Source organism: Chryseotalea sp. WA131a, assembly GCA_025370075.1.
Classification (GTDB): domain Bacteria; phylum Bacteroidota; class Bacteroidia; order Cytophagales; family Cyclobacteriaceae; genus ELB16-189.
Map to the genome: position 1 here is coordinate 3,167,143 of CP073016.1, position 12,973 is coordinate 3,180,115.

The window sequence follows — 12,973 nt, forward strand, 5'->3', positions numbered from 1 at the left end:
TTTGGATATAACATGGCGGGGTCAGCTCTCTTGGGTATGCTGTTCCCTACCCTTCATTCTACTCCATCCATAAATAGGAACACCGATCATCAACAAAATAAAACCCCAATACACGGCTTCTTGTCCTGAACCTGCCACAGCCCAAACCGAATACAAGAAGGCTATGAAGGCAACAAAAAGTTTGATGGGGCTTTTCCTCTTTGCTTCGCCCGTTCTCACAGAAATGATTGCAAAGGCTACTGCCGAAAACAAATAAGGCACCAGCACCGTCATCGCGGAAAGCAAAATCGCGAATTGATAAGTGTCGCCAAGGCTTCTGCTAAAATTCATAAGCATCAGCACCGACACGAGTATGCTCGAAATGATCAAACTAAAAACAGGTGCCCCCATTTTGTTTTCCGTTTTAAAAATGGAAGGCAACAGTTTATCCGCTGCGGCTGCGGCAGGGATTTGCCCTTGCATGGTGATCCATCCATTGAGCGCACCAAAAGTGGAAATCACCGCACCTGCGCCAATCAAATACCGAGCCCACTCGCCCCACATGCTGGCTGCAGCATCGGCAAACGGTGCTTTGGAGTGCTGTAAAATAGAAGATGGCAGCACACCCATGATCACGACCGTGCCAACAATATAAAGAAGCGTTACGGCCAGTGTTCCGATCATGGTGGCGCGCGGAATTGTTTTTTCTGGATCTTTCACTTGCCCCGAAGGAATGGTAGCACACTCCAATCCCATAAAAGCGAACAGCGTAAGCGTGGCCGTGGCGGTGATCGCCCCAAAATCAGAATGGGTGCTGGCGTTGAACGGAATATAATTTTCGGTATGGATGTAAAACAATCCACCAATGGTTACTAGCAGCAGCGGAGCAATTTTTAAAATGGTGGTGATGAGTTGTACATTGCCCGCTTGCCGAAGGCCACGTGCATTTACCCAGGTAAGCGACCAAATGGTAATCAATCCGGCCATCACAGCTAATAAAGAATTTGTACCCAGCACGGGAATAAAAACCGTGAGGTAACTGATAAAGGCTACGGCAATGGCGGCATTGGTGCACCAGAGTGAAATCCAATAACCCCACGCTACCAAAAAGGCCGCGAAGTCGCCCATGCCCTCGCGTGTGTAGGCATAAGGGCCACCGTTGGCAACGGGCATCAACTGACTAAGCCAACTGTACACGAGCGCTAAACAGACCGCCCCAATACCCGATACCACCCAACCAATCAAACTAATGCTGCCATAGCTGGCGAGGGTAGCGGGCAGCATAAACATGGCTGAGGCAATCATGTTGCCCATCACCAACGAGGTAGTAGTCCAGATGCCGATGGTTTGAGTTTTGCCCATTGTAATGCTAGATATTAAAACTTTTTAGATTTGTTGCCATGGGTGCATTTCAAAAGCTACAAATACCGATCTATAACAATGGGCTTGGGCAGGTGGCCAATCTGTATTTTGGTAAATGCTTTCAAGCCGACCTCAATTAATTTTTTTTCCAAGGTCGTAGTAAACGAAAGGTTGATCTCAATGAATTTAATTTTCAATTTCTGATGCGAAAGAAGGTGCGTAAAAATTTTGCTCTCGGTTAAAATAGAAGCAGTTGATACGATGCTCTCATTCTTCATAACATCCACAGCCTTTTTATTTCTGTTCGTCTCTACCAAATAAAAATCATACAGCCCCTTCCAAATATCTTTGCCTTCCCGTTTTCTCATCAAAATCTTTTTTTGATGATGGATCAAGAAATAGTAAAAGTACCGCGTGCGCACCTTGGCTTTCTTCTCTTTTACAGGAAGAAGCTTTTGTAATCCTTGCCCATTGGCAATACAGGTTTTAGAAAAAATGCAATCGGTACACAACGGATTTTGAGGAAGGCATTGGATTGCCCCAAACTCCATCATGGCTTGGTTGAAAACATCGGGCTGATGCGCGTCAAGCAGGGCATTCGCTTTTTCAGTAAAAAATTTTTTACCCATTGGCGAGGCAATGTCTGTATCCATTCCAAAAATCCGCGCCAATACCCGAAACACATTTCCATCTACCACCGCCACACTTTCGCGGAAAGCAAACGAAGCGATGGCAGCCGCGGTGTAAGGGCCAATGCCAGGTAGTTTTTGTAGTCCCTCGGCACTATCAGGAAATTTTCCCTGATACTCCGTCACCACTTTTTTGGCGCAAGCATGTAGGTTGCGCGCCCGCGAGTAATAGCCAAGCCCTTGCCACAAGCGCAACACCTGTTGTTCGCTTGCTTTGGCCAAGGCCGTCACGGTGGGGAAAGTGTTAACAAACTTTTCGTAGTAAGGCAGACCTTGTGCCACACGCGTTTGTTGAAGGATAATTTCGGAAAGCCAAATTTTGTATGGGTCTTTTGTTTCTCGCCAAGGCAACGACCGATGGTGGGAAGTATACCAAGCAATGATTTTGGAAGCAAACTGTTTTTGGGTCATCAAGTGGCAAAATAAATAATCGGAGGCTAAACTCGCTTTTAGATGCTGTTTTGGCGAAATAAATAAGTACCCGACTGATTGTCAGTAAATTAATTTTGCATTTGAGTAAAGGGCTTCTAAATTTGCCGTCCCGAAAAAGTTGTACTCAAACCATACTATTTGTGACTAAAGCTGACATCATCAACCAAATTACTGACCGCACCGGAATCGATAAGGCAGATGTTTCTGCTTCCGTAGAAGCCTTCTTCAACATTGTGAAAAGCAACATGGCCGCTGGCAACAACATCTATGTACGTGGCTTTGGCAGCTTTATCAATAAAAAACGAAAAAAGAAAATCGCCCGAAATATCTCTCGTAATACTGCCATTGTGATTGATGAGCATTACATTCCTAGCTTTAAGCCTGCCAAAATCTTTATTAACAAGATCAAGAACAGCGAAAAAGTAAAGCAGCTTGCCGAGAAGTAAATTCGTTGCTGGTCATTAGTTATTTGTTGGTCGCTCCTTTCGATTAACAACCACCAACGAACAACCATTAAGATGTTAAAGACCCGAATCATATTAGTTTTTGTTTGTGCGGCTGTGATTGCGCTGCTTTTCTTTTTGCCAAAAGTGGTGGTTGAAAATGAAGATCAGTTACAAACATCGGTCGATTCAACAAAACAAAATACTGCATCCACTGCTCAAGGCCACTCCACCTTACCCAAAGAATTAACCCAATCCATCAACGCCTTGAGAACCCAATACTTAGCGGGTTTGCCGAATCAAAAAAATGCTATCTTTGCCGACTCTTTGCAAAGCCTGTACACCCAGGCGGGGCAATTTGACAGCGCTGCCTGGTTTGGCGAACAAGCAGCATCGTTCTTTAAAACAACAGAGAGTTACCTAAAAGTTGGCAACAGCTACTATGAAGCTTTCAGCTTCGCCATGCAGCAAGAAAAGCAAACGGCCATGGCAGAAAAAGCCCGCGAGTGGCTGGGCAAAGCGGTGGAGGCCAATCCAAAAAACTTGGAAGCCAAAATCAAAATGGCTATGACCTTTGTGAGCTCGGCCACACCGATGAAGGGCATCCAAATGATGCGCGAGGTATTGGCAGAAGACCCGAAAAATGAATTTGCATTGTTCAACATGGGCATGCTTTCTATTCAATCCGGTCAATATGCCAGAGCTATTGAGCGATTGGAAGAATTGGCTCAGGTAAACCCCAATCATTTGCAAGGCCAGATGCTATTGGGTGTAGCCTATATGAACAATGGTAACAAAGACAAAGCGCGCCAGCAGTTTGAAAGAGTAAAAAAGTTAGATAACGACCCCGCGGTTCAGTCCACGGTTGATTCGTACCTAAAAGATTTAAAGTAAATAAATTGTTAAACCATGTTGACCGTTAGCGTCAGCACTAAAATCCTACAACATTATGCCAAGTGGTAAGAAAAGAAAGAAACACAAAATGGCCACCCACAAACGTAAAAAGCGTTTGAGAAAAAATCGTCACAAGAAAAAATAGGGACGCATAAGTATGCGTCCATACGTATTTTACAACATCTAAATTTTTAAAGTTTTGAGTAATGAACTAATTATTAGTGCAACTCAGGATGGATGTCGTATAGCCCTTCTTAAGGACAAGCAACTTGCCGAATTTCACGAAGATCAAGGAGGCGGTAAGTTTGTAGTTGGTGATATTTATCTCGGCTCAGCAAAAAAAATAGTGCCGGGGCTAAATGCAGCTTTTATTGATATTGGGTATGAGAAAGACGCCTTTCTTCACTACCTCGATCTGGGGGCCAAGTTTAGTTCGTTACAAAAATTCATCAAGCTCGTCCGCGCCAAGAAGATTACCGGTGGCAAACTGGATAAATTTCAACTCGAAAAAGAAATTGATAAGCACGGCAAAATTGCTCAACAGCTTACCAAAAATCAGTTGATTCCAGTACAGGTGGTGAAAGAACCCATCTCCACCAAAGGGCCGCGACTTTCGTGCGAGTTATCCTTAGCTGGGCGATACCTGGTTTTGGTACCCTTCTCATCCGGGGTAAGCATTAGCAAACGGATTGCCAGCAGTGACGAGCGCAAAAGATTGCAGCGCCTGATTCAATCGATCAAACCTGAAAACTTTGGTGTGATTATCCGGACCGTGGCCGAAGGCAAAGAAGTGGCCGAGTTGGACAAAGACCTGCGCAACCTGGTGAAGATGTGGGAAGACGGCATGACACGATTGGTGGATGCCAACCCGCGCGATAAAATCATAGGTGAGATCAATAAAACCTCTTCCATCTTACGGGATGTATTGAACGAATCGTTTGATAGCGTGATGGTGGATGACAAAAAAATCTTTGACGAGGTGTTGCAATACATCAAAAACAATGCACCCGAAAAAGAAAAAATTGTAAAGCTCTACACCGGCAAAACCAAAATATTCGAACACTTTGGCATCGAGAAGCAAATCAAATCAGCCTTTGGCCAAACGGTAAGTTTGCGAGGTGGTGGTTATTTGATCATTGAACACACCGAAGCACTGCACGTAATTGATGTGAACAGCGGCAATAAATCGAACCGCGAAGAAAACCAAGAAACCACTGCTTTATCGGTTAACCTAGAGGCAGCGCGAGAAGTGGCTCGTCAGTTGCGTTTGCGTGATATGGGCGGCATCATTGTGATCGATTTTATTGACATGCGCAGCATGGAAAATAAAAAGCTCATCTTCAACAAGATCAAAGAAGAGATGGAAGCGGACAAGGCAAAGCACACTATCTTGCCTCTTTCAAAGTTTGGTTTGATGCAGATCACGCGCGAGCGTGTGCGCCCGCAAATGAATATTGTGACCAAAGAAGTGTGCCCTACCTGCAACGGCACCGGTAAGATTTCAGCTTCTATATTAGTGACTGATCAGATTGAGCAAACGGTAGAGCATTTATTCACCAAGCAAAACGAAAATGGTTTGGTACTGGCCGTGCATCCGTTTTTGTTTGCGTACTATACCAAAGGCATTTTCTCAAAACGTTTTAAATGGTGGTGGAAATACAAACGCTCGATTGAATTAGTGAAAGATTCTTCGATGGCCATTACCGAGTTTAAGTTTTTGAATAAAGAAGGTGAAGAAATAGATTTAGGCAACGGAAGGAAGGAGAAAGAGAAGATGGTAGAAATGCAGGAAGAAGCATAAATAAATTGATAGAGAGGCTGTCTCAAAAAGGGCAGCCTTTTTTGTTATGCAACAGGTTTGAACTTTGACAAGCGCACGCGTTGGGCAAGCGAAGGAGCACCTTCTACAGCAAATAAAACGAATGGAACGGCTTGGGCTCAGCAAACTGAAGCTGTTGATTCAGCGGTAAGTCAAAAGTCAAATTCAATCGAGGCGAGGGCGTACCCCGCCTTTTTTATTGTGGTATATTGAAATGACATTACCTTTGCCTCATGATTAATTTCGTCATCAAAATCTTTAAGCGGTTTGCCTGGTTCAAACGCTTCAATGCCAAAATCACCTATGAATTATTGGCCAAGTATATTCCAGCCGAAGATTGGCATTTTATGAATTATGGATATGCACCAAATTCGTCTGAAAAACCGATTGAGTTAAAAAGAGAAGTAATGCAGCGGTACCCGTTGCAGATGTACCATTATCTGGGACTAAAAGCCGATTTGACTAACAAAGACGTACTGGAAATTGGCAGCGGCCGCGGAGGCGGGGCAAACTATTTAGCAAGTGCCATGAAACCCAATTCTTATGTGGGGCTCGACTTAGCCCAAAGTGCGGTGGATCTAGCAAATAAGATTCACCGCCAGTCAAATCTAAAATTCATTCAAGGGAATGCCGAAGAAATTCCGATCGAAAGCAATAGCATCGATGTGGTTATTAATGTGGAATCGTGTCATGGATATGGAAACGTACCGAAATTTTTAAGTGAAGTAAAACGTGTGCTAAAACCAGGCGGCCATTTGCTGTTGGTTGACTTTAGAAACGAAGTAAAAAACATGGAGATTTTTCAGCAGCAGCTTAAGCAGTGTGGCTTGTTGTTGAAGGAAGAGGAAGACATCAGCCAGAATGTGATTCAAGCCATAGAGACTGAAAATCCCGCCAAGGTTGACCGAATTCAGAAGCTAGTCCCGAAGCAATGGCAAAAGCTGTTCTCTGATTTTGCGGGCGTGGTTGGTTCACGTTTCTACAATACATTAAAAGACGGTATTCGCGTTTATCATCGATTTGTATTGCAAAAGGTGTAGTCCTTCTAGCAAGTTCACCCCTCAAGTTCGCATACTAAAAATGCTGCCAGTGGCAGCATTTTTTATTCTTCAAAAAATTTTTGTTTGATATTTTAACCCAGATTTTGCAGTAGAATGAAATAGTGACAAGGTGTCTTATATTTGAATATGGAACACCACTATACCGATAAATTAGTAACAGCGTGGGGCGGGATGAAAGAGATGAAAATATTGATTGACCAAACTGGGATCAGCAAGAAGTTGGCCGAGCTTGGTTTGCCTGAGAGCAAGAGTAACAACCGGATAGATGCCGTGGGTATAATAGAGAGTTTTTGGGTGGGCATCTGGATTGGTTGCTTTCGTTTTAGTCACACAGCGGTGGTGCGGGTTGATGAAGTGTTGCGCCAGATATTTGGATGGAAGCGGGTTGCTTCGGGGACCACCTTCGGGCGGTTCTTTAAAAAGTTTACGCCCTCAATGAACCACCAAATTTTCATTGAACTGTACACGTGGTTTTTTGAGCAGATCCAATTCGACAATTATACGTTGGATATGGACAGCAGTGTGATCACCCGTTACGGGGAACAGGAAGGCAGCAAAAAAGGGTACAACCCCAAGAAGCCTGGCCGTGGCAGCCATCATCCCTTGTTTGCTTTTGTCAATGACATACGCATGGTGGCCAATTGCTGGAACCGCAGCGGCAATACAGGGAGCAACAGCAACTGCATCCATTTTTTAGAAGAGACCTTTGCCATCCTCAAAAACAAAACAGTAGGGTTGTTCAGGGCCGATAGTGGGTTTTGTACCGGTACAGTCTTGGATTTCATTGAGCAGAGAAATATCCCCTACGTCATTGCCTGTAAGCTGTATGCCAATTTACAAGCCAGCATTTATGGTATCACCCAATGGAATGCGATAGGCGAAGGCTTATGGGTATCGGAAATAAACTACCAGCAAGGCGGCTGGGGCAAAGCCCGTAGGATTGTGGTCATCAAACAAAGTGAAGAAATCAGGGCCAGGGCAACGGGTAAGAAGCTCAAGACATTATTCAGCAGCGTGGGCATAGCGGACGAAAAAGTGTACCGCAAAAGGTACCATGCCTTTGTCACTAACCAAGCCCTGCCGGCAACAGAAATATGGGAACAATATAAGCGCAGGGGTGATGCCGAAAACAGGATCAAGGAGTTGAAAGAAGATTTCGGTACAGAAGGCTTTTGCATGGATAGTTTTTGTGCTACTGAAACAGCTATGCGCTTTGTGATGGTAGCCTATAATTTGATGAGCCTATTCCGCCAAATAACCCATCAAAAACAGCCACAGCCCAAGCTTTCCACATTAAGGTTCAACTGCTTTGCAGTTGGAAGTTGGGTGGAGCAGGAAGCCCAAAAATGGGTACTGAAAATGTCCGTCCCACTCAAAAGAAGGCAATGGTATGATGGATTATTCTCAAATGTCCAAAAAATAAACCTGCCACTAAGTCTGACTGGATAGTTCTACTGCAAAATCTGGGTTTAAGCGTCCTTCCATTTAATGCCGCATCCAATAGCTTTCACTTTTGTAACGGGTACTGGCTTATTTGCTAGCAATGCATCCACAGCATCTTCTACATAGCGCTTGGTTACCGACTCTGGAGACTTTGCATTGTCATCAATGGTGCCAATGTACTCTACGCGCAAAGTTTTATTGAGAACAAAAACGTGCGGTGTGTTGGTGGCACCGTATGCGGTAGCTACCTGTTGGGTTTCGTCAACCAAATAGGGGAAATCATAATTTTTCTTTTTGGCCAGCTTCACCATATTTTCAAACGAATCACCACCTGGTTTTTGTGGATCGTTAGGGTTGATAGCAATTACCGGAAAGCCCTTGCTTGCATATTTTCTGTTTAAGGCTGCAATGCGGTCGTTGTAAGCTTTAGAATACGGGCACGTGTTGCAGTCAAAAATAATGATGTAGCCTTTAGCTTCTTTAAAATCTGCAAGGGAAACCATCTTGCCGTCTACGTTTTTCAATTTAAAGTCAGAGGCTGTATCACCTACAGTATACCCACCTGAAGTGGGGGCTCCCGCCCAAAAAAGGCACATCATTACCAATAGAATTGTTAGTCGTTTCATAGTTGTTTGCTTTATTTTTTTACAGATTCAATCATTTTCTCTAATTGACCTTCACCTACTTCGCCATTTACAAATTCGCGTTTGTTGGTTTGGGTGTTGATCACAAGGGTAGCGGGCAACGCACCCGACCATTGTTTTTCTATTTTATCGATCCACGCGTTAGGATTATCGGCTTTCAAAAACAATACGTGGGATTGAAGTTTTTTCCGTTCGATGAATCGCTCTACTTTCGCCACATCGGGGTCCAAATCATAATCCATGCTTACTAACAATACGTGAGCCTCTTGGTTTTGCGCTGTCAATTTTTCAAACAAGGGCAGTTCTTTGATACAAGGTGCACACCAGGTAGCCCAAAAGTTAACGACCAGTATTTTATCTGATTTGGTAGTCAGTAGCTTTTGAAATTCGGATAAAGTGGCGGGCTGAGCTTTTTGACTGAAAACCTCAACCGAAAGAAGTATAAAAAGACCGAGAAGGATTAAGCGATTCATGCTTTCAACAATTGTTATCTGGTGGCCAATTTATGGCTCAAAAGTGAGGCAAACCTAGCTATTTTTTGTTGGCAAATGGCGAGTACGTTTGATGAAAGATAGTTGGCTAAATACGGATATTTCAAACAGTTGGCATTTGCAATAATTCGCAGAAAAATTAATCCACAAAAATCAACAGTTGTCAACATTATTGGATTCTAAATGAATAACTATCTGATTTACAGTAATATATATGCATTTCGGTTAATGATTTCTTTGTGGATAAGTATTTTGTTTCACTCATTGCATTACTTTCAATAGATAAAAAGGTAAGAACCTAATTTTCAATACAATACAAGGAAAAGTCCAGATTTGGTGTAATTGATCATCGCTTTTATTTCCTGGAGTCAGCCAAAAGGAATGAATTATACCAGCCTAGGAATGGTGAGCTATGTCAAATAGCAATCACTAGTAGTTGGATTTAAGCCGCATTGAAGGCATGCATGGGCACTTGCACTTCCTCTTGTGATTGCAGAGCAGTTGATTTACCGGCCGGCAACAGGCTTTGCCATTCCAAAAAGTCTTTTACCAGCACACAATCATTTAATAGGGAATCGTGCATTAAGATTTTTATGATTTTATGCTGATCGAACGATTGCAAGAATAACTTTTTTTGTTCCTCTGCTAGTGTTGAAATACGAATGAACTCGATTCCCTTATAGACTTCTGGCGCCATACTCATAGATTACAGGCATGAATTACATTCGAGCAAAAATGGTAACCCAATGTTTTTTGGAGATAACAAAAAGGTTAAGTTTAGCTACAAATTGACGCATGAAAAAACCAGGGCCTTTTTTCTCACTATTGTTTGTATCACTCATTTCTTGTTCACCAACAACCAAGAATGGATCAGAAGCACGATTATTCGAATCGGAAGCCTTTAAAAAATATTGGTATACAGGCAAAGCCGAAATCAACAGTTACACACTTTGGCAATCGCGCTATGGCGAAATGCGCGAGGGCAAAGCTGTTCTTATTTTTGTGACAGAAGATTTTTCCAAAAGAAAGCAAGTAAAGCTTGATGATCCGGCCAATGCTGGAAATGATAAAGTAGGCGTGCTGAAAATGAATTTCACAAAGAATTTTGTTACCGGCATTTATCCGTATTCACTCATGCTATCAGTCTTTACTCCGGTTGATCGCAAGCAATACCCGAACACAACAAAGGTAACCATGAGTTCGCAGGAGTGGTGCGGCCAGGTATTTTCGCAGCTAAATCTTACCTATAAAAAATATAGTTTTCAATCTCATTCTTACTTTGAAAAGGAAGGTGAAGAAAACAAACCATTAAAAGCTGTCCGCTTAGAAGATGAACTGTGGAACCTCGTTCGCCTGGATCCAGAAAATCTTCCAGAAGGTGAAATAGAATTGATTCCCGGAATGTTTTTTTCAAGACTGCTCCATACGGGTTGCACCATTGAGAAAGCATCCATGAAGAAAGAAAAAGTGGCAGCAGACTGGCATTACACAATAACTTTGCCTGCCCAAAACCGCTCGTTGTCCATTCAATTTCAGCAAGCGTTTCCACACAAAATTTTGGGTTGGGAAGAAACTTTTCAAGAAAGAGGCAAACCTGTTCAGACCAAAGCCATACTGGATAAAACGATTGTCACCGATTATTGGACAAAAAACAAAAATGAATTCTTGTACTTAAGGGATTCGCTAGGACTGTCACGCAAAAATTATTGAACATGATTTCATTGCAACGCACAAAATTTTCAATGGCCAGAGGTACCACTTACCTAAACTGCGCTTACATGTCGCCACTTCTTAAAAGTGTAGAGCGGGCAGGAATAAAAGGCATGCTGCGCAAGCGAAGTCCATTTCAGGTAACGCCTCAAGATTTTTTCACCGAAACAGAAACCCTGCGAAAAGAATATGCGAAGCTCATCCACGTAAGCAACCCAAAGCAAATTGCACTCATTCCTTCCGTTTCTTACGGAATGGCCAACGTGGTCAATAATCTGATGGCGCAACCAGGGCAAAACATCATTGTTGCCGAAGAGCAATTTCCGAGTAACTACTATCCATGGCACCGGACCTGCAAAGAGCATCATTTAAAATTGAAAGTAGTGTCGGCTCCAATAGTGGCAGGTAGGGGCAGAGTTTGGAACGAACGTATTCTAGATTCCATTGATAGCCAAACAAAAGCGGTAGCGCTTGGGCATGTGCATTGGGCAGATGGAACGTTGTTTGATTTAGAGGAGATCCGTAGGCGAACCAGAGAAGTGGGCGCTCTATTGGTCATTGACGGTACACAATCCGTTGGTGCGTTGCCATTTGATGTTTCAAAAATTCAGCCCGATGCGCTTATCTGTGGGGGTTACAAATGGCTGATGGGCCCTTATTCGCTTGGCCTTGCTTACTATGGCGAACATTTTAATGACGGCAAACCACTAGAGGAGAATTGGATCAACCGCTTGAATAGCGAGAACTTTGCCGGATTGGTGAATTATCAAAACAATTATCAACCGGGCGCACTTCGCTATGAAGTTGGTGAGCATAGTAATTTTGTTTTAGTGCCCATGTTATTGACAGCCATCAAGCAGGTTAATCAATGGAAACCCGAAAATATCCAAAAGTACTGTCAAAAAATTTCCACAAAGGCTATTGCCCAATTGCGTGATGCAGATTTTTGGATTGAGGATGAGGTCTTTCGCGGCAAGCATTTGTTTGGCATTCGCATTCCCAAAAAAATTGATCTAACCGAAGTAAAATTAAAATTACAAAACGCCAAAATTTCTGTTTCGATTAGAGGAAATGCCATTCGTGTATCTCCGCATGTTTACAATACAGAAGCCGAGATGTTGAAATTGGTAAAAGTTCTCCTTAGCTGACAGGCTTCTTCTCTTTCCATCGTGCGTGTGACCACAGCCAGTTAGCGGGCAACTCTTGAATGGATTTTTCTAAGCTCGCCACATACTTATCAACCACTTCTTCGCTTCCTTTTTCAAAAGGAGGTGAGACCAATGGAATCAATCGGGCCTGGTAGTACCCTCGTTTTATTTTTTTTGACTCTACATAAAAGGCAGGGTATTGAGTGAGTGTTGTTAGCTGACCCACGCCTCTAAAGAAGGCTGTATCTTGCGATAGAAAAGTTGTCCAATAACGTTTTTCAAAAGTGGGGAACTGATCCACCACAATAGCGATAGCGCGCAAAATACTTTTACGTTTGATTGCCTCCCTTGCCGTGCTTTGCCTTTCGATTGGATACGCGCCAAAGCGGGTCCGAACGACTGTGCTAAATCGATCAAACAGTTCACTAGTTTGTTTTTGGTAAATGAAATCAATGGGCAAGGGCAAATTAATGCTGGAAGAAGTTACCAACCACTCCCAATTAAATTGATGCGAAGCAAGCAGGATGACCGATTGCTGTTGGTCACGGTACGGGTTGAGCAAATCACCATTTAGGTAGGGCATTCGTTTACTTAAATCTTCTTTGCTTATGGTGAGTAGCTTGAGAGTTTCTACCCCATAATCACACAAGTTGGCGTAAAATTGTTTTTCAATTTTACGAAGTTCCATTTCAGGCTTTTCGGGAAAGGAATTTTTCAAATTGTTCCACACAATGTTTCGCCTGTACTTTAAAACGCGATAACTCACAAAGAACAGAAAGTCAGAAATTCGATAAAGAACCCCAAAGGGCAGGTAGGAAATCAAACGCAAGAAAAGCATGTGTGTAAAATTAATTTCTG

Annotated in this window: 13 protein-coding genes; 7 read left to right on the forward strand and 6 right to left on the reverse strand. The window is 43.0% G+C overall.

Going from position 1 to position 12,973, the window contains the following annotated elements; genetic code table 11:
* Positions 1 to 21: 21 nt before the first annotated feature.
* Positions 22 to 1,341, reverse strand: coding sequence for an amino acid permease (locus KA713_14540; GenBank protein ID UXE65681.1), 1,320 nt, complete (start codon positions 1,339 to 1,341; stop codon positions 22 to 24).
* 56 nt (positions 1,342 to 1,397) lie between these two features.
* Positions 1,398 to 2,441, reverse strand: coding sequence for an A/G-specific adenine glycosylase (gene mutY, locus KA713_14545; GenBank protein UXE65682.1), 1,044 nt, complete (start codon positions 2,439 to 2,441; stop codon positions 1,398 to 1,400).
* Between the two features lie 161 nt (positions 2,442 to 2,602).
* On the opposite strand from mutY, the gene KA713_14550 reads away from it, so the two are divergent.
* The 5 genes from KA713_14550 (at position 2,603) to KA713_14570 (ending at position 8,128) form a co-directional block, all read left to right on the forward strand.
* Positions 2,603 to 2,908, forward strand: a complete 306-nt coding sequence (locus KA713_14550) for an integration host factor subunit beta (GenBank protein ID UXE65683.1) — start codon at positions 2,603 to 2,605, stop codon at positions 2,906 to 2,908.
* Between the two features lie 72 nt (positions 2,909 to 2,980).
* Positions 2,981 to 3,799: a tetratricopeptide repeat protein gene (locus KA713_14555; GenBank protein UXE65684.1), complete on the forward strand. Its 819-nt coding sequence runs from the start codon at positions 2,981 to 2,983 to the stop codon at positions 3,797 to 3,799.
* 199 nt (positions 3,800 to 3,998) lie between these two features.
* The gene (locus KA713_14560) at positions 3,999 to 5,600 is read left to right on the forward strand and encodes an Rne/Rng family ribonuclease (protein ID UXE65685.1); all 1,602 of its coding nucleotides are present in this window, start codon (positions 3,999 to 4,001) and stop codon (positions 5,598 to 5,600) included.
* Between the two features lie 251 nt (positions 5,601 to 5,851).
* Positions 5,852 to 6,658: a class I SAM-dependent methyltransferase gene (locus tag KA713_14565; protein UXE65686.1), complete on the forward strand. Its 807-nt coding sequence runs from the start codon at positions 5,852 to 5,854 to the stop codon at positions 6,656 to 6,658.
* 147 nt (positions 6,659 to 6,805) lie between these two features.
* Entirely contained in the window at positions 6,806 to 8,128 is a 1,323-nt protein-coding gene (locus KA713_14570) for an IS1380 family transposase (protein ID UXE65687.1), read from the forward strand.
* Between the two features lie 20 nt (positions 8,129 to 8,148).
* On the opposite strand, the gene KA713_14575 is transcribed toward KA713_14570, so the two are convergent.
* The 3 genes from KA713_14575 to KA713_14585 all read right to left on the reverse strand — a co-directional run bounded on the left by KA713_14575 (position 8,149) and on the right by KA713_14585 (position 9,954).
* Positions 8,149 to 8,748, reverse strand: a complete 600-nt coding sequence (locus KA713_14575) for a thioredoxin family protein (GenBank protein ID UXE65688.1) — start codon at positions 8,746 to 8,748, stop codon at positions 8,149 to 8,151.
* A gap of 11 nt (positions 8,749 to 8,759) precedes the next feature.
* Positions 8,760 to 9,239: a TlpA family protein disulfide reductase gene (locus KA713_14580; protein UXE65689.1), complete on the reverse strand. Its 480-nt coding sequence runs from the start codon at positions 9,237 to 9,239 to the stop codon at positions 8,760 to 8,762.
* A 460-nt stretch (positions 9,240 to 9,699) separates the two neighbouring features.
* On the reverse strand, positions 9,700 to 9,954 hold the full coding sequence (locus KA713_14585) for a hypothetical protein (protein ID UXE65690.1): 255 nt from the start codon (positions 9,952 to 9,954) through the stop codon (positions 9,700 to 9,702).
* Between the two features lie 98 nt (positions 9,955 to 10,052).
* Between KA713_14585 and KA713_14590 the strand changes: the two genes are divergently transcribed.
* Complete coding sequence (locus KA713_14590) at positions 10,053 to 10,967, forward strand: hypothetical protein (GenBank protein UXE65691.1); 915 nt, start codon at positions 10,053 to 10,055, stop codon at positions 10,965 to 10,967.
* A gap of 2 nt (positions 10,968 to 10,969) precedes the next feature.
* Positions 10,970 to 12,115, forward strand: a complete 1,146-nt coding sequence (locus KA713_14595) for an aminotransferase class V-fold PLP-dependent enzyme (GenBank protein ID UXE65692.1) — start codon at positions 10,970 to 10,972, stop codon at positions 12,113 to 12,115.
* On the opposite strand, the gene KA713_14600 is transcribed toward KA713_14595, so the two are convergent.
* The gene (locus KA713_14600) at positions 12,108 to 12,953 is read right to left on the reverse strand and encodes a lysophospholipid acyltransferase family protein (GenBank protein UXE65693.1); all 846 of its coding nucleotides are present in this window, start codon (positions 12,951 to 12,953) and stop codon (positions 12,108 to 12,110) included. The genes KA713_14595 and KA713_14600 overlap by 8 nt on opposite strands.
* Positions 12,954 to 12,973: the final 20 nt, after the last annotated feature.

Bases quoted from the DNA above. Each gene is read 5' to 3' on its own strand.
- KA713_14540 (UXE65681.1), bottom strand. From the start codon at position 1,341: ATGGGCAAAACTCAAACCATCGGCATCTGGACTACTACCTCGTTGGTG.
- mutY (UXE65682.1), bottom strand. From the start codon at position 2,441: ATGACCCAAAAACAGTTTGCTTCCAAAATCATTGCTTGGTATACTTCC.
- KA713_14555 (UXE65684.1), top strand. From the start codon at position 2,981: ATGTTAAAGACCCGAATCATATTAGTTTTTGTTTGTGCGGCTGTGATT.
- KA713_14565 (UXE65686.1), top strand. From the start codon at position 5,852: ATGATTAATTTCGTCATCAAAATCTTTAAGCGGTTTGCCTGGTTCAAA.
- KA713_14570 (UXE65687.1), top strand. From the start codon at position 6,806: ATGGAACACCACTATACCGATAAATTAGTAACAGCGTGGGGCGGGATG.
- KA713_14575 (UXE65688.1), bottom strand. From the start codon at position 8,748: ATGAAACGACTAACAATTCTATTGGTAATGATGTGCCTTTTTTGGGCG.
- KA713_14580 (UXE65689.1), bottom strand. From the start codon at position 9,239: ATGAATCGCTTAATCCTTCTCGGTCTTTTTATACTTCTTTCGGTTGAG.
- KA713_14585 (UXE65690.1), bottom strand. From the start codon at position 9,954: ATGGCGCCAGAAGTCTATAAGGGAATCGAGTTCATTCGTATTTCAACA.
- KA713_14590 (UXE65691.1), top strand. From the start codon at position 10,053: ATGAAAAAACCAGGGCCTTTTTTCTCACTATTGTTTGTATCACTCATT.
- KA713_14595 (UXE65692.1), top strand. From the start codon at position 10,970: ATGATTTCATTGCAACGCACAAAATTTTCAATGGCCAGAGGTACCACT.
- KA713_14600 (UXE65693.1), bottom strand. From the start codon at position 12,953: ATGCTTTTCTTGCGTTTGATTTCCTACCTGCCCTTTGGGGTTCTTTAT.